We start from the raw sequence: 23,916 nt of genomic DNA on the forward strand, positions 1-23,916 counted from the left end.
TCGCCTCAGCCGATGACGAACATGGGCTCGTCAAATTCGACCGGCTGGCCGTTCGAGACGAGGATCGCGCGCACGGTGCCGGCGACGTCGGCTTCGATCTGGTTGAACATCTTCATCGCTTCGATGATGCCGAGCGTTTCGCCGGCCTTGACCTGCTGGCCGATCTTCACGAACGGCGGCGAGTCGGGGTTGGCCGAGGCGTAGAACGTGCCGACCATCGGCGCCTTCTGGACATGGCCATCCGGCACGACCTTGCCGGTGGCAGCCGGCGCGGCGTCGGCGGCGGTCGCCGCAGCAGGCGCGGCCTCGATGCGTTGCGCCGGCATCGGCGCGGGTGCCATCGCCATCGTGCTGACCATGCCCTTGGGCACGCGCGAGAGGCGCACGATCTCCTCGCCTTCCTTGATTTCGAGTTCGGCGAGGTTGGATTCCTCGAGCAGGTCGATCAGCTTCTTGATCTTGCGCAGGTCCATGGGGACTCCGGGCTGTAAGTCTGGAAAGGGTTCAGGCCGCGAGGCGGCGCACGGCGGCATCGAGCGCGAGCGCGTAGCTGTGCGCGCCGAAGCCGGCGATCACGCCGACCGCGAGGTCCGAGAAATAGGAATGACGGCGAAACGGTTCGCGCGCGTGCACGTTGCTGAGGTGGACCTCGATGAATGGCAGTGCCACCGCGGCGAGCGCGTCGCGCAGCGCGATGCTGGTATGCGTGAACGCGGCCGGGTTGATCAGGATGAACGAGGTGCCGTCGGCGCGCGCTGCATGCACGCGCTCGATCAGCGCGTGTTCGGCGTTCGACTGGAAGCTTGCGAGTTCGTGTCCGGATGCGGTCGCGATGCCTGCCAGTTCCGCGTCGATCTGTGCGAGCGTGGCACGCCCGTAGTGCTCCGGCTCGCGCGTGCCGAGCAGGTTGAGGTTGGGGCCGTGGAGGACGAGCAGCTTGGCCACGCGGGGCGGTTCGCCGAAAAACGGGGGGTGCAAGTCTGGACGAGGGCGCGCGATCTGTCCAGTTCGGCGACGTTCGGCGGTTGTTTGCCGAGATTTCAGGAATTGCGGGTCACAGATGCGGTGCCAGCCACTGTTCGAGGCTGCCTTCCGTGAAGTTGCCGAACCGTTGCGCGAGGATGTGCCCGTCGCGCCCGATCAGGACCGAATACGGCAACACGTTGCGGTCATTGCCGTAGATCGCGGCGGAATCGCGGTCGTTCGCGTGCAGATCCGGATCATCCACGAGGATCGGATAGGTAACAGGGTGCTTTGCCAGGAAGGCGCGCGTGGCCTGCGCGCCGTCGGCCGCGATGCCGACAATCTGCAGGCCGGCGCCGCCATGGCGCTGCTGGGCGCGCTCGAGCAGCGGCATTTCCTCGATACACGGTCCGCACCAGCTGGCCCAGAAGTTGAGCAGCAGCAGGCGCCCGTTCCAGCGTGCGATCGAGGCGCGGCTGCCATCGACATCGGGCAGTTCCAGCGCCGGACGGGCAGCGCCGACCAGCGCCGTCGTCTGCGGCATCCGCGCCGGATACAGCCACACGCTGAGCCCGAACCCTCCGAGCGCGCCGCCGAGCGCCAGCGCGATCACCAGCAGATGGCTGCGATCCATCGCCATCAGTGCGCCTTCGGTTTGAATGCGTCCTCGACGATTGCCTGGGTCAGTACCGTCGGCAGCGCCTGGCCCGGCCCCGGCTCGCCGGCGCGGAACACCACGTACAGCGGCACGCCGACCGCCTTGTATTGCTGCAGGAACGCGGTGATTGCGGGATCGACATTGGTCCAGTCGGCGCTCATGAACACCGCGTTGTTGCGCTTGAGCAGGTCACGGAACGCATCCGTGAAGAGCACGGCCTTCTCGTTGACCTTGCAGGTCACGCACCAGTCGGCGCCGACGTCGACGAACACGCCGCGACCTTCGGTGCGCAGCGCGGCAAGGCGTTCGGCGGAATACGCGAACGTGTCGGCGTTCGCCGCCTGCGCGGCTTTCGGCAGCGCGAGCTGCCCAACCTGCCACAGCGGCAGCGCCGCGCCGAGCACGACCAGCAACGCGAACGCGCGCGCGAGCATGCCGTCGCGGTAGCGGCTGCGCTCCCACCACCACAGGCCGAGCGCGAGCACGACCGCGCCGATCAACACCCAGCCGACCGCATCGATGCCGCGCTGGTTGCCGAGCACCCATACCAGCCACACCGCGGTCAGGTACATCGGGAACGCGAGCAGTTGCTTCAGCGTTTCCATCCACGCGCCGGGCCTCGGCAGGCGGGCCGCGAGCGCGGGAACGAAACCGATGAGCAGGAACGGCAGGGCAAGCCCGACGCCAAGCGCGAGGAACACCAGCAGCGCGACCAGCGACGAGGCGGAGAACGCGTACGCAAGCGCCGAACCCATGAACGGCGCCGTGCACGGGCTCGCGACCACCACCGCGAGCACGCCGGTAAAGAAGTCGCCGGCCGCGCCGCCGCGGTTGCCCAGATTCTGGCCGACACCGGCGAGGCCGGCACCGATGTTGAACACGCCCGACAGCGACAGGCCGATCGCGAACAGCACGTAGACGAGCACCGCGACGAAGATCGGCTGCTGCAACTGGAAGCCCCAGCCGAGCGCCTGGCCCGCCGCACGCAGGCCGATCGCCGCGAGCCCGATCGCGGAGAATGCGACCAGCACGCCGGCGGTATAGATGAGCGCGTGCTTGCGCGCCTTCTCCGCGCTCTCGCCGCTCTGCGCGAGGCCGAGCACCTTCAGCGACAGCACCGGCAGCACGCACGGCATCAGGTTCAACACGAGGCCGCCGAGCACGGCGGCGAGCAGGGCGCCGAGGATGCCGCCGAGCGAGGGCTGAGGGTCGGGGGGCGAGGGCTGCGAGGCGGAAGATGTGGCGGTTGCAGGAGCGGCTTGCGCCGCGATGCTCTTCGGCACCGGCACAAACGAAGCCTTCGCCGCCGCGAGCTGTTCGAGGCTCGCGGTCGGCAATTCGACCACTACGTCCTTCTGCATCACCGGATAGCAGATGCCGTTCTCGAGGCAACCCTGGTATTCCGCATGCAGCTTCACGCTTTGCGCCGTGCCCTGTTCGCGCAGCAGCGTGATCGGCAGTTCGACCTGGTCGAAATACACCTTGACCATGCCGAAGTGCTCGTCGGTGTGGTCGACGCCGGCCGGCCACTGCGGCGCCCCGAGTTGCACGCCGTTTCCATCGGTGAGCGTGACGATGCTCTTGTCGCGATACAGGTAGTAGTTCTTCGGCATCGTCCAGCGCGCGAGGATCGTGGTCGGACTCTGCGCGATCGCCTCGAACACGAACGCCTGTTCCGGCGGTAGCGGCGAAGCGTCGGTTCCCGGAAGCCCGCTCGTTGCGCCGGTGCCGAGCTGGATGCCGAGCGCCGTCCCGCCGGCTCCTGCAGGAGCGGCGTCAGCCGCGATGCTCTTCGCTCCGGCATCCGCGACCTCGACACTGACCGTGGTCGGACTCGGCGGATAGCAGATCTTCGGATCGGTCTCGTGGCAGCCCTGCACGGTCAGCGTGACGCTGGCGCTTTTAGCGCTCGCATCGGTGAGCGTGTACGGCAGAGTCGCATCGATCGAGTGGTGGTAGACCTCGACCTCGCCGAGGAATTCGTCGTGCTTCTGTTCGCCGGGCGGGAGATCCAGCGTGCCGAGCGTGAGGCCGGCCTGCGTCGTCTTCGCCTTCATGCGCGAGCGGTACAGGTAGTAGTCCTGTGCGATGTCCCAGTGCAGCGCGAGCTTGCCGGCGCCGTCGGTACGCGCACTCAGCTTGAACGCCTGCTCGACCGGCAGCAGGCCGCTCTCGTCCTGTGCGCGGGCGCTGTTTGCGGCGCCGGCGAGGGTGATCACGAGCGCGGTGGCGAGACCGGCGAACAGGTTGCGCATCGGGAAAAACTCCGTGGAATCATCGGCTGCGGCAGAGGGACCGCGCTTGGACCGCGAATCTTGCAGGACGTTCATCGTGAGGCGGTGGCCGTGGTTGCGGCTTCGAGCCACGCAAGGTAATCCGGCGCGCCATCGATGACCTCCAGCACGAGCAATTCGGGCAGCTCGTACGGATGCAGTTCGGCAATGCGCGACTTCAGCGCCTCGATCCGCGCGTACGAGGTCTTGACCAGCAGCAGCGTCTCCGCATCGACCTGCACCTCGCCCTGCCAGCGATACGTCGACGTCACGCCCGGCAGCGCCTGCACGCATGCGGCAAGCCGCTCGTCGACCAGCGCACGCGCGATGCGCGCAGCGGTTTCGGCGTCGGGACAACTGCAGTGGAGGACGGCAGCGGGCATGGCGATCGGCGTTGGGCTGGGCCGCCGATGATCGCACACCACACTCCGTTTGCCCCGGGCCTGACCCATGCGAACGGTTTGGATTTGCCCAATTCCGTTCGCCCCGAGCGCAGCCCCGCAGGCGCGGAGTCGAAGGGTGCGTGTCAAGCCGTTTCGACTCCGCTCGCAGGGCGAGCTGCGCTCAACGCGAACGGTTTGGATTTGCCACGGTCAGTGCAACAACAGCGCCGCGTCGAAGCCGTTGTCGAAGATCGTGTCGTTCGGCATGACCGGCTCGCATACTGCCGGCTGATTCGACTCGAACAGCGCGCGCGTCGCCCATTCCGGATGGTCGACGAACGGATTGCGGTTGCCCTGGAAGCTCATGATCACGTCGTTGCGCGCGATTTCTTCGGCATCCGGCGGATCCTGCACGCTCCAGTCGAGCAGGGTCGAGAGCAGGCCCATGTACGCCTTCGCGGCGGTGTTGCTGGTGATGACGATCAGGCTGCGGTTGTCGGTGAGTTCGAGGTCGGGGATGTTGCCGTCGTGCGCGTCCTCGGCCGCGATGCCCTCGTAGCGGATCGCCATGTAGAACATCGCGCGCGCCATCTCGCCCTTGCGGTGGCTCCAGACCTCGAACGATCCGGCGTTGCCGTCCGGCGATTTCACCCAGTTGGACTGACCCGTGCCGCCGACGCCGTTGTTCACCTCGGTCGGCAGTTCGGTGCAGCCGCTGGCGCAGTTGTCGTACGGCTTGTTGCCGCGGCTCGCGTTCTGCGCAGTGTCCGACAGCCACAGCATGTGCGTGTCGGTGTACGCGGCGAGGCTGGAGTTGGCGAAGCCGAGCGAGTTCGGCCAGGTATGCTCGCGGTTGTAGGTGATGCCGCCGCCGGTGCCGGCGCGGTCGCTGCCGATCGTGTAGGAGCGGTTGCGATACACGTCGATCATCTTTGCCGCGTTGTTCGGGTCCTGCTGCGCGATCTCGAGGATCGTCCAACTGTTCTGCGCGCCGCCGCTGTACGGATACACCGTGTGGCCCTTGATCGTGTTGTGCAGCGAGCAGCGCAGTTGCTCCGGGCTGACCGGATTGACGTGCGAGTAGTAGTCGCCGAGCGAGCCGCTCGCGATCTGGAACGTCGCGACGTAATCCGCTGCGAGCGGGATGTTGTCGAGGTCGAGCACGCCGCTGGCGAGGACCTTGAAAGCACAGGTGCCGCCGGTCGGCAGCACCGTCGCGGGCGTCAAGGTGCGCTGCGTGCCGCTGCCCGTTTCGTCGAGCGCGATCGGGGTCGAGTCGCAGGTGAGCGTGAACGCATTGCTGGTCGTCACGGCTTCGCTGAAGGTGACGCGGATGTCGCTCGCGATCGCGACATTGATCGCGCCGTTGGCCGGCTCGGTCGAAGCAACTGTCGGAGGCGCCGTCGCGGGATCGATCGTCGTGAACGTGACCGCCTGGTCGCTGGCGAGTGGATCGGGCGTGCCGTCGAGGTCGGTGATGCCGGCGGCGAGAATCGTCCAGGTGCAGCTTTCATTCGCGGCGAACGCGGGCGACGGGGTCAGCGTGAAGGTGACAGGTCCGCCGGAGACCGTCGCCGTGTGCGTGGTCGAGGTCGTGCAGACGATCGAGTACCACGGCTCGGTCGCCGTCACGCCTTCGCTGAAGGTGACGCTGAGCGAGGCGGCGAGCGCGACGCCGCTCGCGTTCGCGGCCGGCGTCGTCGAGGCCACCGTCGGCGGATTGTCGACCGGCGGCGTGCCGTCGACGCTGAACTGCACGTCGTCGATCGCGAGGCCGTCTTCGGCGCCGGCGATGTCGGCGTCGATCCAGCGCACCCACAGCGTCGCGCCGGGCGCCAGGGAAAGGCCGTCGATGGTGGCGGCAAGCGCGACGCGGTTCGCGGCGAGGTTGCCGTCGAGCGCGCCGACCGCGGCCGAGGTGTTCGGCGAGACGAAGTCGAGCGCATCGATGTCGACCCAGGTCGCAGCGGCATCGTTGAGCGAGGTCGCGTCGAGGCTGTACTGGAAGTCGAGGCGATCGGCACGAGCGGCGACGCCGAGGCGCCATTGTTCGCCGGCATAGTTGACGTCGATGTGGTCGAGTACGAGGCCGCTGTCGTTGCCGAGCTGCGCACCGATCAGCGGTTGCAGCGAACCGGAACGCAGCGTGCCAAGTGCGCGCTCGGAATTGCCGGTCGCACCGTAGCTGTAGGTGTTGCCGCCAGGCGTGGCGCCGTTGTCGGCCGCGTACGTCGTGTTCGCATTCGAGCCGGCCTCGAGCATGCGCCAGCCGGTCGGCAGGGTCGAGCCGGTGCCGTTCGCGAGGAGCGTGTCGAAATGTTCGACGGTGGTGCCGGTGAGTGAAACGTATTGCGCCAGCGCGGCAGGCGCGGCGAGCGCAAGGCAAAAGCAGAGCATGGCGCCGCCGGCGCCTCGGATGGACCGCATGTGGATTTCCCCCAGGAAAGAGGTCCGGGCACCTCGCCGCAGACCTGCATTGCCTACTATAAGCGGCGCCCGCGACATTTTCAGGACGGCCGGCCGCGCCCTTGAATCACCCGCGGCGGGCGCCATCTCCTGCTGCGTGTCGACGACGCCCCTTCCGCAGGGGCGCTTTCGTCGCTAAAATTGGCACTCAGCAAGTACAAGTGCTAACAGAGTTAGACAATCCCTTTCAAATCAACCTGTTGATGGAGACATCCATGAAGCTTCGCCCGTTGCACGATCGCGTGATCATCAAGCGTCTGGAAGCCGAGACGAAGTCGGCCGGTGGCATCGTGATCCCCGACGCCGCTGCCGAGAAGCCGGTCAAGGGCGAGGTCATCGCCGCCGGAACCGGCAAGATCCAGGAAGACGGCAAGGTCCGCCCGATGGCGGTCAAGGTCGGCGACATCGTGCTGTTCGGCAAGTACTCGGGCACCGAGGTCAAGGTCGAGGGCCAGGAACTGCTGGTCATGCGCGAAGAAGACCTCATCGCCGTCGTCGAGAAGTAAGCAGGCGCGCTGCGCCGCTGCAATCGAATCCATCCAGACACTCATTAGGAACAACCATGGCTGCCAAAGAAATCCGTTTCTCCGAAGACGCGCGCGCGCGCATCCTGCGCGGCGTCAATACCCTCGCCAATGCGGTAAAGGCGACGCTCGGCCCGAAGGGTCGCAACGTCGTGCTGCAGAAGAGCTTCGGCGCACCGACGATCACCAAGGACGGCGTGTCCGTCGCGAAGGAAATCGAACTCGCCGATGCGTTCGAGAACATGGGCGCGCAGATGGTCAAGGAAGTCGCTTCCAAGACCTCCGACGTCGCCGGTGACGGCACCACCACCGCGACCGTCCTCGCGCAGGCGCTGATCCGCGAAGGCCTCAAGGCCGTTGCCGCGGGCATGAACCCGATGGACCTCAAGCGCGGCATCGACAAGGCCGTCATCGGCGCCGTCGAGGAGCTCAAGAAGCTCAGCAAGCCGTCGGCCGACAGCAAGTCGATCGCGCAGGTCGGCACGATCTCCGCCAACGGCGACCAGCTGATCGGCAAGCTCATCGCCGAGGCGATGGACAAGGTCGGCAAGGAAGGCGTGATCACGGTCGAGGAAGGCTCGGGCCTGGACAATGAACTCGACGTCGTCGAGGGCATGCAGTTCGACCGCGGCTACCTCTCGCCGTATTTCATCAACAACCAGCAAAGCCAGCAGGTCGAGCTGGAAGACCCGTATGTGCTGCTGTACGACAAGAAGATTTCCAACGTGCGCGAGCTGCTGCCCGTGCTCGAAGGCGTCGCCAAGGCCGGCAAGCCGCTGCTGATCGTCGCCGAGGAAGTCGAAGGCGAAGCGCTCGCGACCCTCGTCGTCAACACGATCCGCGGCATCGTCAAGGTCGCCGCCGTGAAGGCGCCGGGCTTCGGCGACCGTCGCAAGGCGATGCTCGAGGACATGGCGATCCTGACCGGTGGCCAGGTCATCTCCGAGGAAGTCGGCCTGCAGCTCGAGAAGGCGACGCTGAAGGACCTCGGCCGCGCCAAGAAGGTGCACATCACCAAGGAAAACACCACGCTCATCGACGGCGCCGGCGAAGCGGCGAACATCCAGTCGCGCATCAAGCAGATCAAGGCGCAGATCGAGGAGACCTCTTCGGACTACGACCGCGAGAAGCTGCAGGAGCGCGTCGCGAAGCTCGCCGGTGGCGTGGCCGTGATCAAGGTCGGTGCCGCGACCGAAGTCGAGATGAAGGAAAAGAAGGCGCGCGTCGAAGACGCCCTGCACGCGACGCGTGCGGCGGTCGAGGAAGGCGTGGTCCCGGGCGGTGGCGTCGCGCTGATCCGCGCGCTGTCCGGCCTTGCCAAGCTCAAGGGTGACAACGAAGACCAGAACCACGGCATCCAGATCGCCAAGCGCTCGATGGAAGCGCCGCTGCGCGAGATCGTGACCAACGCCGGTGAGGAAGCCAGCGTGGTGCTGAACAAGGTCGCCGACGGCAAGGGCAACTTCGGCTACAACGCCGCGACCGGCGAATACGGCGACATGGTCGAGATGGGCATCCTCGATCCGACCAAGGTCACCCGCTACGCGCTGCAGAACGCCGCGTCGATCGCCGGCCTCGTCATCACGACGGAAGCCATGGTCGCCGAAGCGCCGAAGAAGGAAGAGGCCCACAGCCACGGCGGTGGCGGTGGCGGCATGGGCGGCATGGGCGGCATGGATTTCTAAGCGCCGCTCCGCTTCGCGAGAACAAGCCCTCCCCTTCAAGGGGAGGGTTGGGTGGGGATGGTATTGATGCCTCCGCCCCGCAACATCAAAAGCCCCGCAGCGATGCGGGGCTTTTTCTTTGCGACCGATACCGCGGCCGTGATTCGCGCGGGCACTGATTTGCGCTTGCAGACGGGAGCAATGGAAAGGGGGGAACGCTTATGCAGGCATCTTCAGGGCGGCTTCGGCCGCAATTTCCGCTGCGATCGCTGGTCCGGATCGCGTTCTGGGCACTTTTCGCGTTCGCCGCATCCGCGCAGGCCGGCGATCCGTTCGTGTTCGAGAGTTCGGCGGCGGGCGATGCCGGCGGCGGCATCGCGATCAGCGCGAACCCGTCCGGCATCACGTTCCGGGTCACCGAGCGCACCGAGGTCAGCGAGGTCGGCGCCGAACTGAGCCGGTTCGGCGCCGGCACGCACACGGTTTACGCGGCGCTCCATCGCGTCGGCACGCCGGTGTCGACGCCCGATGCGGTCGGCGAGACCGGTCTGCTCGCGACGAGCCTGTTGACGGTCGACTCGACGACGCCTAACGATGTCGCCGCGCCACTGTCCGCGACGCTCGAGCCGGGCTGGTATGCGCTGGTGATCGGCACCGGCCGCCATGGCGCGACCGCGCCGGACTTCTTCGCGACGTTGAACCACACCGGCCAGCCGACGGCGCCACAGACGCGGGGGCCGTACACGGTCAACGCGACGACCAATGCGTTCGTGCTGCAAGGCGTGAACCTGCGCGTGTTCCTGCGCGGCCACGCGTTGCCGCCGGTTGCGCCGCCATCGACCCGCTTCCTCGCGCAGACCGCGCTGCCGGATGCGTGGTGGGCGAGCGGTTTCTGGACGATCGACGCGAACCACCTCTTTGCGATGCGCTTCACGCTCGCGCGCGCCACCCGTGTCGGCCGCACCGGCATCTGGTCCTACGCCGGCGGCAGCGGCAGCGTGTACGCGGCGATCCTGCGCACGACCACGCCGACGACGCCATTGCCCGGCCCGGGTTCGGCCGCATTCGCCGACGCCGTCGTCGCGTCGACGCTGGTGCCGATCGGCAGCGTGTCGGATGAGTACGCGGGCGTTTTCGACGACGTCGCGCTTGCACCAGGCTCCTACGCGCTTGTCTACGGCAGTGGCGCTTTCGGCGCGACCGGCATCGCCAATCCGATTGCGATCGGCGACCATCTCGTTGGTTCCGGTGCCTCGCAATGGATCAACACGACCTGGTTCCCCGGTTTCGGCGTGCGCCTGACCCTCGAAGGCATCGTGCCGCAACTCGAGGTCGCGCCGGATCCGGCCGATTTCGGCGCCGTGCCGCTCGGGCTTGCGAGCACGCGCATGCTGACCATCCGCAACGGCGGTGACAGCACGTTGCAGCTCGGCTCGATCGCGATCGCCGGCACCGATGCGGCGGAGTTCGCGGCAGGCGGCGACGTCGCCGCCTGCAACGGCGCCGTGCTCGCGCCTTCGGCGACCTGCGCGTTCTCGGTGACCTACACGCCGGCGGCCGTCGGCAGCCATGCCGCGCGCGTGGAGATCCCGAGCGACGGCGTGCCGAATCCGTTCGTCGCGACGCTGGCGGGCAGCGCGGTTACCTCGCACACGGTCACGCCCGCCGCCGATGGCGCGGGCACGATCGGCCCGGACGCGCCGCAAATCGTCGCCGAGGGTTCGCAGGTGCAGTTCACGCTCGCGCCGCAGCCCGGGCACCATGTCGCCGGTGTCGACGGCGACTGCGGCGGCGCGCTCGTCGGCAACGTGTTCACGACGGCGGCAGTCGTGAGCGACTGCGGCGTCCTCGCGCATTTCGCGATCGATACGTTCACCGTGACGCCCGCTTCGGGCGGGCACGGCTCGATCGATCCGCCCGGCGCGCTGACCGTCGCGTTCGGCGGCAGCGCGTTCTTCCACCTGCTGCCGGATGCCGGCTATCACGTCGGCGGCGTCGGCGGCGATTGCCCCGGTGTACTCGACGACGACACGTTCACCGCGGGCCCGATCGTCGCCGCGTGCAGCGTCGTCGCGGAGTTCGCGTTCAATCCGCCGAGCGTGGTCGCCGCCGTTTCCGGCACGCCGCAGTCGGTCACGGTCGGCAACGCGTTTGCCGTGCCGCTGACCGTGCGCGTGACCAACGACGGCGGCCTCGGCGTGCCCGGCGTCAGCGTCGCATTCGCCGCTCCGGTCGGCGGCGCGAGCGCGACGGTTGCCGCGAGTGCGGTCACCGACGCCGATGGCTACGCATCCGTCGATGCAATCGCGAATGCCGTGGCAGGCAGCTACGCGGTCAATGCGACGGTGGCAGGCGTCGCCGGGATGGCAGCGTTCGCGCTCGAGAACCTCGCGCCGGATGTCGCGCTCGCCGTCTCGATCGACGACGGCATCGCGCATGCGGGCTACGGACAGATGCTCGACTACGCCATCATCGTGCGCAACGACGGCAGCGTCGCCGCGAATGGCACTGCCATCGTCGCGACCCTCGCGGATGCCGTCGATGCCGCGCAGGCAAGCTGGATCTGCCTCGATGCCGGTGGTGGTGCCTGCAGCGCGGGCGGCAGCGGCACCCTCGCCGACGTCGCGCTCGTTCCCGCGCATGGCAGCGTGACGTACCTGCTCAGCGTGCCGGTGCGCGCCGATGCCGGCGGTTCCGCGGTGGAAACGGCCGTGCAGACATCGGGTGCCTACGCAGGCTACGCGGCAAGCGCGGACGACACCGACGTGCTCGTCCTGTTCCGCGACAGCTTCGACGCGGCCGACCTGCTCGCGAATGCGGCCGGGCTGGCGGCGGGTGACATCCGCGCGCTGCCATCCGGCACGGAACCCGGCGCGGCCGACGTGCACACCATGCTCTCGGCGCGCGCTGCCGACGGCAGCGGTTTCCGCATTGATGCGACGCCGGCCGCGAACCTGCGCGTCGTCGTCGTCGATGCCACGCGACGCGCACGGGCGACCCCATGGGCGACGACGTCGGACGCGCCGTCGCTCGCGTTCGTCGACGACCACGACGGCGTCACCCTGGTCGTCGAGGGTACGCAGCCGCCGCTCGCAGCCACGCTCGCGTCACCGCAGATGCGCTGGCGCGTGCGTGGCGCGGATGGCGCGGCCACGCCCTCGCGCTGAGGGCCGGACGCAATCGCGCCCTGGCTTCGCGGGCGCGCGAATGCAGCGCGCGTGACGTCGTCGCTGCAGCGCACGGCCGCCCGTCTCGGCGGCCGCCGGCAAGAAATGCCCGCGGTGGACCCCGAGGGGCGCCGCTTACTCGCCGGCACCGCAGCGACAACCTGATACAGTCGACGGGATGCCGTGGCGCGGCGCGTCTGCCCGCCGGTTGGCGGCCCTGCACGATGTCCCGATGTCCGCACTGCATTACCGTTTCGACGACTACGAACTCGACGCGCCTGCCCGCGAGCTGCGCAGTGCGCGCGGGCCGGTCGCGCTGCCGCCGAAGTCGTTCGACTGCCTCGTCTACCTGCTCGAACGGCGCGAGCGCGCGGTCGGCCGCGACGAATTGATCAGCGCGGTCTGGGGTCGCGTCGATGTCAGCGACGCGCTGCTCGGCCAGACCCTCGCTCGCGCGCGCCGTGCGGTCGGCGACACCGGCGAGGAGCAGCGCGTGATCCGCACGGTCGCGCGTTTCGGTTACCACTGGGTCGCACCGGTCGAGATCGTCGGCAACGACGCGCCGCCGGGCGAGGTCGCCACGGCGCCGATCGAGCAGATCGCGCAAGCGGCGGAGCACATTGCCGTGGTGCCTGCCAGCGCGCGTGCGACGGACGCGGCCGCACGCCGACACCGCGTCGCGTTTGCGGGCGTCGTGCTCGTGCTCGCGGCGATCGTCGCCGTCGCCATCGTCGCGTTCATCCGGCGCTGGAACGCACCGCTGCCGCCGGACCCCCCGGCCGCAGCGCAGGCCAATGCGTCGTCGGCCGAGTCGGGCGCACCGGTCGCCGCCACCTGGCTGGCGCTGCCGGTCGATGTCGCGGACGAGGATGCGTCGTCGCGCTGGATCCGCTTCGGAGCGATGGACTACCTTGTCTCGCGCCTGCGCGAACGCGCTGGCGTCACCGCGTTGCCGACCGAACAGGCGATCGCCCTGCTCGCGCGCGCCGATGCCGGCGTCGCCGCCGATCCGGCGCAGCGGCTCGCGTTCGCCGCCGGCGTCCCACGCGCATGCGGCGTGGCGACGACGGCTGGACGGCAGAACTCGAGGTGCAGGACGCCGAACACAGCATGCGCGACAGTGCGACCGCGGCGACCCCGCTCGAAGCGATCGATCTCGTGCTCGCGCGGCATTTCGGCCTCGAGCCGGCGCGCGATGCCGCGTTGCAACCGCCTCTGCTCGAACTGCAGCAGCGCATTGATGCCGCCTTCCTCGAAGGCGACATGCGCGCCGCATCGGAACTGGTCGAGTCGGCGCCGCCCGGATTGCGCAGCGAACCGGCGATTGCGGTGCGCGCGGCCGAAATCGACGAGCGTTCAGGCCGCCTGCCGCTGGCCGAGCGTGGTTTCGAAGCGCTTGCCGCGGGAGGCGACGCCCTGCCGGCGGCATTGCGCGCGCGTGCATCGTACGGTCTTTGCGCGATTGCGTACCGGCGCAACGAACTGGAGCGCGCGCAGGCAAGCTGCGATGCCGCACTCGCGGCGCTGGACGGCCTCGACGAACCGATGCTGCTCGGCCGGGCGTGGATGCTGCGCGGCACGATCGAGGACGAGAGCGGCCGCTACGACGACGCCCTCGCGAGCTTCGGCCTCGCGCGCATCGCCTGGCGCCGTGCCGGCAACCTGCCGGGCGAGGCGAGCGTCGACAACAACGAAGGCATGGCGCATGCGTGGCACGGCCATTTCGACCAGGCGATCGCGGCGTTCGACCGTGCCGCGGCGACATTCGAGCGTTTCGGCGTGCAGGACCATCTTGCATCGACGCTCGCGGCAAAAGCCGACGCGCAGCGCGCCATGCTCGACTTCGACGGCTCGCTCGCGAGCAGCGAGCGCGCGTGGCGCCTGACGCCGCGCATGGACGATCCGCGCGCGGTACGTTCGATCGCGTTCACGCGCGCGCTGACCCTGCTCGCGAGCGGTGATCTCGACGCGACGCTGCCACTGCTCGATCGCTACGACGATGGTCGCGCCGACGCGCCACCCGAATTCGCCGTGCTGCGCCGCGCACTGGCGCGCGCGCGCGGCGACGCGGCCGGTGCCGTTGCGGATGCCGACGCATTGCTCGAACGCGTGGTTAAGCCGGTCGATCCGACCACCGATGCCAGCCCGGCATGGGCTGCAGGCGTGCTGATCGACGCCGCGTTGGCCGCGCATCAAGACGCGCTCGCCGTACGCCTGCTGGTCCGCCTGCGCGGCGCCGGAGACGCTGCGGCCGATTCCGATTTCGCCTATGCGCTCGATCTCGCGGAAGCGCGCGTCGCCGATGCGCATGGCGACACCGCGAACGCGGAGAAACGATATGCGGCGGCGTTCGCGCGTGCCGTCGAGGCCCATCGACCGGACCGCACGGTTGTCGCCGGCTCCGCCTATGCGCGTTTCCTGTTGCGCGCCGGGCGCAAAAGCGATGCCGAGCGCATTGCGGGACGGTTTGCCGTCTACGCCGACCGGGATGGCGACGCGGCGGACGCGATGATCGAGCTGTACCAGCGCCTTGGCGACGACGAATCGCTGCGCCGCGCACGCCAGCGCCGCGCCGGCGTGCATGCGCGAATCGCGATCGCAAGCGGTTGATCCGCTGCGATTTGCGTCATTGTCACGCCCCTGTCACGCGGTGTTGACGCCTGCTTCATGCGGCGCGCGAGCGGCCTGCTACGGTCGCAGGCGGAGCGGCCGCCACCGTTCCGCCCGATCCCGACTCCTGCCGTGGTGAGCGCCCGTGAACCTGTCTTCGACGATCCGCCTGCTGTTGTCCGTCTGCCTGCCCCTGCTCGCGACTTCCGTCGTCGCGGCGGGCGAGCCCATCCACCTGCATGCCGCCGCGAATCCGGCCGGCGGCGACCTCCAGCTGGCCGTCGGCCTCGCGCTGGACAATGGCGATCCCGCCACCTGCGGCAGCGCGACCGAGCTCGACGTGCACGCCGGCGATGCGGTCAACTTCTGCTACACGCTGACGAACCTCGGCGGTTCGACGCTCGCTTACCACACGCTTGTCGACAGCGTCGATGGCGAGCTGTTCGCGCTGATGCACGAGGCCGTCGCACCTGGCGCGTCGATGCAATTCAACCGCATCGTGACCGCGACCCTGTCCGCCGGAGACTATGCCGCCACCTGGACCGCGCAGGACCAGGAACCCGGCTACGCGGCCACCGCGATCCCGTTCGCGTTCACCGACATCGTCGGCACCGGTACGCCGCTCGGCCTCGCCGACGATGCCGCGACCGGTGTCACGCTGCCGTTCGCGTTTCCGTTCTACGACGGCGCCAGCAACCTGCTGACGATCGGCAACAACGGCACGCTCGTGCTCGGTACGCTCGACGGTTTCAGCTACGCGTTCAACGATCCGTTGCCGTACGAACCCGACATCTTCATGGGCGGACCGATCATCGCGCCGTTCTGGGACGATTTTGCCGACAGCGCCGGCAATGTCTGGTGGCAGGTCGACGGCGCATCGCCGAACCGGCGCGCGATCGTCCAGTGGATACGTCCGCACTTTTTCCAGAACGGCGGTGCCCCGGCCGTGTTCGAGGCGCTGCTCGGCGAGGACGGCTCGCTCCAGTTCCATTACGCGAATACCGTGTTCGGCGACGCCAGCAATGCCGACTGGGACATGGGTGGAAGCGCAACGGTCGGCCTGCAGAACGTCGACGCATCAATCGGCAACCAGTACTCGTACAACTCGCCATCGATTGCGCCGGGGAGTGCGCTCGCCTGGACGCGCACTTCGCCGACCGCGTACAGCGCAAGCGCGACCGTGCACCTGGCGGTCGCGCCGGCACTGCAGCCGGCGACGATCGCGGTCACGCCAACGCCGCTCGGCGCGAGCGCGCAGCCGGGTGGCGCCGCGGTCGTTCTGCCGTTGCAGATCCGCAACGACGGCGACCTGCCGCTGCAATGGAACGCGATTGAAGCGCCGGCGGCTCGGCCGTCGACCGCGCCGCCCGCGCATGCACCGACGCCGCTTGCGCTGCGCAAGCAGCGAGGCAACGACGCCACGCGCGATCGCTGGCGCGGACACGCGCGCGACGTCGTTTCGCTGCGTGGCGCGACGACCGCCGGCTGCGATGAGTCAACGCCGGGCATCGTGGTGCACGACGACGGCGCGCCCGAGGACGGCTACCGCGACGGTTCCGGGCTGTTCAGCCTCGCCGGCTACGTCGACCGCTTCACGCCGAGTGCGTACCCGGCGACGTACACGAGCGCATGCGTGTCGTTCCTCGCATCACCGAGCGCGCCCGGCACCAGCCAGGCGTTCCAGCTCGTCGTCTACGACGACAGCGGCTGGGACGGTGGCCCCGGCAACCTGCTCGCCGCGGTGGATGCGGTCGCGACCGACATCCCGACCACCGCCGTCGCGTCGTTCGTGCGCGTGGACCTGTCGGGCCTCGGCCTCAGCATCGATTCCGGCAGCGTCTACATCGGCGTGCAGTTCGATCCGATCGATCCCGGCGTGGTCTATGTTGCGTCCGACGTCAACGGCACGCCCGATGCCGGCAACGGCTACCTGATGCGCGGCAACCCCGGTGCGCCGGGTGGTTGGGATCCGATCGTCGACCAGTTCCCCGACTACCACGCGCTGCTCGTGCGCGCGGTCGAGGCGCCCGATGCGTGCGCACTGCCGTCCGACGTGCCATGGCTGTCGCTGTCCGCGGTTTCCGGCGACGTCGGTGCGCACGGCGCCGCCTCGATCAGCGTGACACTCGATCCGTCCGCGCTGGCGGCCGGGCACTACGAAGCCGCGCTGTGCATCGGCAGCAATGACCCGCAGCATCCACGCACGGTCGTGCCGGTGCGCTTCGACGTCGGCGACGCGCTGTTCACCGACGGTTTCGACGGCTGAAGGGAATGCCGATGCCTTGATCGTGAACAGACGCAAGCGACGACCGCTGGCCCGCGCGACTAAGGTCACCTGCTGCGCGCTGCAGAACGCCGCGTCGATCGCCGGACACGTCATCGCGGCGGAAGCCGTGGTCGCCGACGCGCCGAAGAGGCGCACGACCACGGCGGTGGCGGTGTTGGCATGGGCGGCACGGATGTCTGATCCAGCTCATCCATTGGGTTCATCGCAATCGTGAGCGCAGCGCCGCCAGTCGTAGCCGCTTGTCGTGCTCCGCTGGCAACTCGGCGGCGAGCGCCACGTCGGCCAGCCGCGCGTCGTCGTCGGCACCTTGGCGGTCGGCGTGGCGCAGGCGCCATTCGGCGCGCGCGAGCAGCGCCTCGCCATAGGCGAAGTGGCGTGGTGTGCCGAGCCGTTCGCACAGTGCGGCGGCGCTGTCGAGGAGCGCACCCGCTTCGTCATCGCGGCCCTGCGCCTGGCGCAGGGCCGCGGCGACGATGTAGCCGCGTGCACCGTCCGTGCAGCCGAGGCGCTCGACCGTTTCCAGTCCGCGCGCAACCAGCGGCTCGGCGGCGGCGAGGTCGCGGCGTTGCAACGCGATGCGTGCCTCGAGGAAGTCGATACGCGCCGGCAGCATGGCCTGCGCACCCTGTGGCGTGGCCTGCCAGCGGCGGTAGGCGTCGATGCCGGACTGCGCCGCCGCGAGATCCGATCTCGCCAATGCCAGATGCGCGAGCAACAGGTCTGGTTCGTGTCCGACCGCAGCATCCGGCGCGATGCGCCGGGCGATGCGCTGGGCAGTCAATGACGCGACCTGTGAACCATCGAGATCGCCGCGGTTGCGCAGCAGATTGGCGAGATTGATCCAGGTATTGAGGCCGCTGCCGGCCTCGTCGACGCCGGTTTCGTGGTCGGCCGCGAGTTTCTGGCGCAGCAGCGGTTCGGCTTCGCCCAGCTTGCCGACGCGGGCGAGCAGGTTGGCCAGGTTGTTCTTCGACTGCCCGAGCGCGGGATGATCGGCGCCGTAGATGTGCTCGAGGATCGCCAGGCTTTCGCGCGAGACCGCTTCCGATTCCGCGAACTTCAGCTGCTGGGTCAGGCATAGCGAAAGGCCCGACAACGCGCCGGCGGTTTCGGCGTGATCGTCGCCCCAGGCCTGCCGGGACAGTTCGACCGCTTCGCGCAGGGGCGCCTCGCCGCCCGCGCAATCGCCGGCGCGCCACAGCGCAATGCCGTAGCCGTTGAGCGTCTGCGCACGCAGCGCGATCGGCGCGTCCGCATGCTTCGCCTCGATCGCGAGCGCGCGCTCGTAGTCACGGACGCCTTCCGCGACCTCGGCGTTCGCGGCGCGCTGCTCGCCCCGCGCGATCAGCGTGCGCGCGACGTCGAGTCCCTCGGGGTCGCGTGCGGCCTGCAGCGCCAGCGCGGCGTCGAAGTCCTTGCGCGCTTCCTCGCCATGGCCGAGCCTGCCGTGCAGTTCGCCGCGCCGCGCGAGCGCAACGGCATACGCCTCGTCGTTGCGCGGCAGCTGCTTCTGCAGGATCGCCAGCGCCTCGTTCACGAGTTCGAGCGCGCGGTCCTCGCGCTGCAGTCCGAGGTAGATGCGGCCGAGCATGGACAGCATGTCGGCGCGCGTCTCCGGCGCGCGCGAACCGCCGGCCAGTGCGGCGCTGCGCCCGCGTTCGAGCAGGGTCGCGGTATCGGGCAACTGGTCGCGCGGCAGGCCGGAGCCACCGGTCTCGAACACCTCGACGACGAAGTCGCGGACCGTCTCCGCGCGAGCCAATGCCGCTTTCGCGCGTTCCGCCTCGCTGGCGGCGCGCGCGCCCTGCTCGCGCGCGACCTTCGCCTGCCACAGCGCGACGCCGGCGCTGGCGAGCACGCCGACCACGAACAGCATCGTCGCCAGCACGCCACCGCGATGGCGACGCACGAACTTGCGCGCGAAGTACAGCCGCGAAGGCGGGTGCGCGATCAGCGGGCGCGCCATGCGGTAGCGCACGACGTCGTCGCGCAGCTCCGCGGCGTCGCGGTAGCGACGTTCCGGCTCGGTGGCGGTCGCCTTGGCGATGATCCAGTGCAGTTCCGGCGGTGGCGTTGCACCGGCGCCGGCGTCCTGCGGCGATCGTCCGGTGACCAGCTGGCGCAGGATCACGCCGAGCGCGTGCACGTCGGTCGCGAGCGTGATCGCGCTGCCGTCGAGCTGCTCCGGCGCGCCGTAGCCGGGCGTCATCAGCGGCACCAGCGTGTGCGTCAGCGCGTCGTCCTCGTCGAGCAGGCGCGCAATGCCGAAGTCGAGCACCTTGACCGTGCCGTCGGCGGTCACCAGCACGTTGGCGGGTTTCAGGTCCCGGTGCACGATCAGGGCCCGATGCGCCGCCGCGACGATGCCGCAGACGCGCTCGAACAGCGCGAGGCGCGTGGCGAGATCGGTCGGGCGGCGTTCGCACCAGCGGTCCAGCGGTTCGCCGTCGACGAAATCCATGATGAGGTAGGGCACGCCCTCGGCGCTGACGCCGCCATCGATCAGGCGGGCGATGCCGGGGTCGTCGAAGCGCGCGAGGATGTCGCGTTCGCGCCGGAAGCGTCGGTGCTCGTGCGGGTCGTGGATGCCGCGGCGCAGAAGCTTCACGGCAACTGTCTGGGCGAAATCACCCTCGACGCGAGCCGCTTCGTAGACCGTGCCCTGGCCACCGCGACCGATGAGGCGCACGAGCTGGAACGCGCCGTAGCGCCGGCCGACGAGGCCGCCGGCGTCGAACTCGTCGGCCGGTTCGTCGAGTCGTTCGATCAGGTCGACCACTTCGCGACGCAGCAGACCGCCGCCGTTCGCATCGGCGGCGAGCATGATTTCGAGCTCGATGCGGGTCGTGGTGTCGATGGCCTCGCGCTCGAGCCAGGCTTCGCGCTCGCCCGGCGCCATGTCGGCGCAGTGTTCGAACAGGTTGCGCAGGCGGGCGTAGGCGTCGTGGTCAGCGTTGCTCATGCGGATACTCGACGAGGAATCGTCGCCGAACGCGACAGGTGTCAGCTGGTGAGTTCGCCCTGCAGCCATGCGCGCGCCACGCGCCAGTCGCGATTGACGGTGCGCAGCGAGACCTCGAGCAGTTCGGCGATGCGCTCGAGTTCGAGGCCGGCGAAGAAATGCAGCTCCACCACGCGCGCGGCGCGCGGATCGAGCTGGGCGAGGCGGGACAGCGCGGAATCGAGCTCGAGCGCCTGGCTGGCATCGATGCGCACGCCGTCGAGCGCTCCGGTATCGAACGCGGTGCGCTGCAGGTCGCCGCCATGCTTCGGTCGCAGGTAGCGGCGCGCGTGATCGATCAGCAGGTGGCGCATCGCGCGTGCGGCGTAGCCGACGTAATCGCGCAGGGCGAGCGCGCCGTCGCGCCGGCAGATGTCGAGGTAGACCTCGTGCACGAGCGCGGTTGTGTTGATCGTGTCGCCAGCGCCGACGCGTCGACGCTCGCGTCGCGCGACCAGCCGCAGGCGCTGGTAGATGTCGTCGAACGCGGCATCCGCGGTTCGTTCCGCCCCAGCTTCATTCACGGCAACTTCCCTCCGGCGGTCACTGTAGCAGGATGGTCGGAACGAGCGCCCGCGGGTTTCGTGAAAGAGGGATGTCGCTCGCGACGATGGTTGCGCGTCCTTGTCCGGGACACCCTCATCGAAGAGCGCGCCATGCACCGCCTGCCCGCCTGCCTCCTTGCCGTGGTCGCCGCGTTCGCGGCCGCTCCCGTCCCGGCCGCGATCTACACCGTCGGCAGCGGTGCCGGCTGCACCCACGCGACCATCCAGGCCGCGATCGACGCCGCCGATGCCGCCGGCAGCACCGGCGCCGACGAGATCCGCGTCGCGGGCGGCCCGTATACCGCCCAGGCGCTGAACATGCACATCGCGGCCGCTCATGGCGCGGTCGCCTTGAATGGCGGCTACGCGACCTGCACCAGTCCGACTCCGACCGTTGGTGCACGCACCATCGTTGGCGGGCGCAGCAGCGGCGCCGACCCGGCGCTGCGCATCAGCGACACGGCGGATGCGACGCTGCGCAACCTTGAAATCCGCGACGCCACCAGTGGCGGCGGCCTCGTGGTCGAAACCAATGCGGCGGGCAGTGCCGCGAGCATGGTCGAGCTGGTCGACACGATCGTCGTGCGCAACGCCAGCGTCAATGGCGGCGGCATCCTGGTCGCGAACTACAACCCGGCCACGCCGCAGGATCGCCTGCAGCTGCGACTGTCCGGCACCAGCGAGGTTGCGTACAACATCGGACGGGCCCGTGGCGGCGGAATCCATTGCGACTTTGCGACGGTCGCCGTGCAGGATGCTTCGAGCGTGCACGAGAACCAGGCCGGCGATGCGGGCTTCGCGGGCAGCCACGATGGTGGCGGCGTGTATGCCGACGACTGCCGCCTCGACCTGACATCGAGCGATGTGCGCCTGCTGTACCGCAACTCGATCGCAGCGGGTGGCCGCGGTGGCGGCCTGTATCTCACCGGCGCGCAGGGCAGCGCCGACTTCTATGCCGTGTCGAGCGGCATGCTCACCTTCGTGCGCGAGAATCGTGCGGTCGACGGCGGCGGCATTGCGATCGCCGGCGGCGCGCAGGTGCGCATGTTCGGTGGCGGCGGATTGCTCGACAACAGCGCGGACGCTTCCGGCGGTGCCGTCTGGATCGCGCCCGGTACCAGCGCTGGTATCGACACGCGCTTCCTCGCACAGAGCACGCTCGAAGGCGCGCCGGAAAATGCCGTTGCGTGCCCGAGTCCGGAATTTTGCAGCATGATCCGCGGCAATCGCGTGGTGGATGTCGGTGGCCATTCCGGCATCGGCGCCGCCTTGCTGATCGACACCGCTGACGGCGGCACCGCCCATGCGACGCTCCGCGGCGTGCGCATCGAGCAGAACGACGGCTTCAGCCTGCTGCAGCAGGGCACGTCGCGCAGCCGCGTCACGCTCGACGGCGTGCTCGTCACCGACAACCACGTCGACGGCGGTTTCGCCGCCATCGTCGGCCTCGGTCCCGACACAGCGGTCGTCGTGCAGTCGACCACGATCGCGAACAACACTATCGCGGCGGGCACCCTCGTATTCGGCACGCCGACCACCTGCGACGTCGCCGACGACGAGGTCGGCATCCACCTGCGCCGCAGCATCATCTGGCAGCCGGGACATGGCCTGCTGTTCTCGCTGTTCGAGCCGCCGCAGGCGAACTGTTTCGACGACCTCGTCGCGAACGATTTCGGCATGCTGGGTGCCGGCGCCGATCGCCTCGTTGCAGATCCCTTGTTCGAGAACGTCGCCGGCGGCAACTATCGGCTCTCCGCGAGCTCGCCGGCACTCGACTTCGCGCCGGCGCATGCAGGCGATGCGACGCTCGACAATGGCGCGCGTGTGATCGACCTGCCCGCTGTCACGAACCTGTTCGGCCCGCAGGACCTTGGTGCGTTCGAGCGCGTCTACTCGCCAACGGTGACCGCATCGGTCACCGGCACAGGCGGCACGATCACGCCATCTTCGCAAGCGGTTGTGTACGGGCAAGTGGCGCACCTTGGCGTGTTCGCCTTCGGCGGATACCACGCAATCCTGCCGTTCGGCGGCGACTGCCCCGTGGGCACGCTCGACGGCGCCAACTACACGACCGGTCCGATCACGGCGGCTTGCTCGGTGGTCGCTTCCTTCATCCACGGGACGACGATCACGCTCGCCAGTTCGGCGGAGCCGAGCGTGTACGGCCAGAGCGTGACCTTTACCGCGACGCTGGCCGCCGCGGCACCGACCGGCAGCGTCACGTTCCGCGATGGCGCCACGGTGCTCGGGTCCGCACCACTCAGCGGCGTCTCGGCGAATTTCACGACGACCGCGCTTGGCGTCGGCGCGCACTCGATCACTGCGCAGTATGCCGGCGACGCGCAGAACACGCCGGCGACCTCGCCGGCCCTCGCGCAGACCGTCAACCGCGCTGCGACGATCACGACGATCTTGCCGACTACACCGATCCGCCTCGGCCAGGCTGCGACGATCATCGCGACCGTGTCCGCAGCCTCGCCCGGCAGCGGCACGCCGACCGGCACGATCGAGGTGCTGGTCGGTTTCGGCTCCGGCTCCGGCGGTTGCACGATCACGCTGCCGGCGGCGAGCTGCACGCTGACGCCTCTCAACGTGACCGGCGTACTGACGCTGTCGGCCAGCTACTCCGGCGACGCGCAATTCAGCGCGAGCGTCGGCACGCAGACGCTGCAGGTCACGCCGCAGTTCGTCGGCGGCACCATCACCGGCCTCACTGCCGAACCGCTCGTGCTGCGACTGTCCGTCGGTGGCGACGAGGTGCAGGTCATCGGTGCGCCGATCGGTGCGAGCACGTTCGCGTTCAGCACGGCGGTCGCGGTCGGCGCGAGCTACACGGTCAACGTCGCCACGCATCCGGGCGGCCTGTTCTGCACCGTCAGCAACGGCAGTGGCACGATGCCGGCCGGCGACGTGGCGAGCGTTGCCGTCGCCTGTTCGAGCGCGCCGCACGCGATCCTGTCGGTCGCCGTCAATGATGGCATCGTCTACGCGCGTTACGGCCAGACACTGGTGTACAGCGTGACGCTGACCAACGCCGGCAACGCGGATGCGAGCGCCGTCGCGGTCACCGCGCTCGCGAGCCCGGGCCTCGACACCTCCGCACTGACCTGGACCTGCGTTGCGGGCAGCGGCGGCGCGGCTTGCGGTGCAAGCGGTGTCGGCGGCCTTGCGGACAACGCAGCGCTTCCGATCGGTCGCAGCGTTACCTACACCGTGATCGTACCCGTGCTCGCCACGACCGCCGAGCCAAGGGTCCGCTTCGAAGTCCGCGCGAACGGCGACGAAGCGATGCAAAGCGACAGCGACACGCTGGTGCTGCTGCGCAACGGCTTCGATGGCACGTGACGGCGCCGCGAAATCCTTAAGTTCCCCCGG

At 69.1% G+C, this 23,916-nt stretch carries 15 protein-coding genes and 2 pseudogenes; 8 read left to right on the forward strand and 9 right to left on the reverse strand.

The genetic code is table 11. The features are described 5' to 3' along the window. Positions 1-5: 5 nt before the first annotated feature. The 6 genes and pseudogenes from accB to ACILRJ_RS15030 form a co-directional block, all read right to left on the reverse strand. Entirely contained in the window at positions 6-473 is a 468-nt protein-coding gene (gene accB / locus ACILRJ_RS15005) for an acetyl-CoA carboxylase biotin carboxyl carrier protein (protein ID WP_395684012.1), read from the reverse strand. Between the two features lie 31 nt (positions 474-504). Beyond that, entirely contained in the window at positions 505-945 is a 441-nt protein-coding gene (gene aroQ / locus ACILRJ_RS15010) for a type II 3-dehydroquinate dehydratase (protein WP_395684013.1), read from the reverse strand. Between the two features lie 109 nt (positions 946-1,054). Beyond that, entirely contained in the window at positions 1,055-1,603 is a 549-nt protein-coding gene (locus ACILRJ_RS15015; protein ID WP_395684014.1) for a TlpA family protein disulfide reductase, read from the reverse strand. After that, a pseudogene (locus ACILRJ_RS15020) lies at positions 1,603-3,899 on the reverse strand (protein-disulfide reductase DsbD family protein). Before ACILRJ_RS15020 ends, ACILRJ_RS15015 begins: the two are co-directional and overlap by 1 nt. A 48-nt stretch (positions 3,900-3,947) precedes the next feature. Then, positions 3,948-4,277: a divalent-cation tolerance protein CutA gene (gene cutA / locus ACILRJ_RS15025; protein WP_395684015.1), complete on the reverse strand. Its 330-nt coding sequence runs from the start codon at positions 4,275-4,277 to the stop codon at positions 3,948-3,950. A 210-nt stretch (positions 4,278-4,487) separates the two neighbouring features. Then, positions 4,488-6,704: an endonuclease gene (locus ACILRJ_RS15030; protein WP_395684016.1), complete on the reverse strand. Its 2,217-nt coding sequence runs from the start codon at positions 6,702-6,704 to the stop codon at positions 4,488-4,490. A 254-nt stretch (positions 6,705-6,958) separates the two neighbouring features. On the opposite strand from ACILRJ_RS15030, the gene groES reads away from it, so the two are divergent. From groES to ACILRJ_RS15050, 4 genes and pseudogenes are all read left to right on the forward strand, one after another. Continuing rightward, complete coding sequence (groES, locus tag ACILRJ_RS15035) at positions 6,959-7,249, forward strand: co-chaperone GroES (protein WP_395684017.1); 291 nt, start codon at positions 6,959-6,961, stop codon at positions 7,247-7,249. Between the two features lie 56 nt (positions 7,250-7,305). Then, complete coding sequence (gene groL / locus ACILRJ_RS15040; protein WP_395684018.1) at positions 7,306-8,952, forward strand: chaperonin GroEL; 1,647 nt, start codon at positions 7,306-7,308, stop codon at positions 8,950-8,952. 314 nt (positions 8,953-9,266) lie between these two features. Further along, the gene (locus ACILRJ_RS15045; RefSeq protein WP_395684019.1) at positions 9,267-12,098 is read left to right on the forward strand and encodes a choice-of-anchor D domain-containing protein; all 2,832 of its coding nucleotides are present in this window, start codon (positions 9,267-9,269) and stop codon (positions 12,096-12,098) included. A 232-nt stretch (positions 12,099-12,330) separates the two neighbouring features. Next, a pseudogene (locus ACILRJ_RS15050) lies at positions 12,331-12,561 on the forward strand (transcriptional regulator); the annotation flags it as partial. Between the two features lie 56 nt (positions 12,562-12,617). On the opposite strand, the gene ACILRJ_RS15055 reads toward ACILRJ_RS15050, so the two are convergent. Next, on the reverse strand, positions 12,618-12,932 hold the full coding sequence (locus ACILRJ_RS15055) for a hypothetical protein (protein WP_395684152.1): 315 nt from the start codon (positions 12,930-12,932) through the stop codon (positions 12,618-12,620). 216 nt (positions 12,933-13,148) lie between these two features. Here ACILRJ_RS15055 and ACILRJ_RS15060 point away from each other — a divergent pair, with 216 nt between their 5' ends. From ACILRJ_RS15060 to ACILRJ_RS15070, 3 genes are all read left to right on the forward strand, one after another. Beyond that, on the forward strand, positions 13,149-14,708 hold the full coding sequence (locus ACILRJ_RS15060) for a hypothetical protein (protein ID WP_395684153.1): 1,560 nt from the start codon (positions 13,149-13,151) through the stop codon (positions 14,706-14,708). A gap of 145 nt (positions 14,709-14,853) precedes the next feature. Beyond that, positions 14,854-16,974, forward strand: a complete 2,121-nt coding sequence (locus ACILRJ_RS15065) for a hypothetical protein (RefSeq protein WP_395684020.1) — start codon at positions 14,854-14,856, stop codon at positions 16,972-16,974. 16 nt (positions 16,975-16,990) lie between these two features. After that, positions 16,991-17,209 (forward strand): hypothetical protein, encoded by a 219-nt coding sequence (locus ACILRJ_RS15070; protein WP_395684154.1) that lies wholly within the window; start codon positions 16,991-16,993, stop codon positions 17,207-17,209. Here ACILRJ_RS15070 and ACILRJ_RS15075 read toward each other — a convergent pair. After that, a complete protein-coding gene (locus tag ACILRJ_RS15075; RefSeq protein WP_395684021.1) occupies positions 17,195-19,957 on the reverse strand; it encodes a protein kinase domain-containing protein in 2,763 nt (920 codons plus the stop codon). The two genes, ACILRJ_RS15070 and ACILRJ_RS15075, sit on opposite strands and share 15 nt — an antisense overlap. A gap of 41 nt (positions 19,958-19,998) precedes the next feature. Beyond that, complete coding sequence (locus ACILRJ_RS15080) at positions 19,999-20,520, reverse strand: ECF-type sigma factor (RefSeq protein WP_395684022.1); 522 nt, start codon at positions 20,518-20,520, stop codon at positions 19,999-20,001. 132 nt (positions 20,521-20,652) lie between these two features. Between ACILRJ_RS15080 and ACILRJ_RS15085 the strand changes: the two genes are divergently transcribed. After that, entirely contained in the window at positions 20,653-23,886 is a 3,234-nt protein-coding gene (locus ACILRJ_RS15085) for an Ig-like domain-containing protein (protein WP_395684023.1), read from the forward strand. The last annotated feature ends 30 nt before the right edge of the window (positions 23,887-23,916 follow it).

The sequence above is a fragment of the Dokdonella sp. genome, assembly GCF_044227025.1.
Lineage (GTDB): Bacteria > Pseudomonadota > Gammaproteobacteria > Xanthomonadales > Rhodanobacteraceae > Dokdonella_A.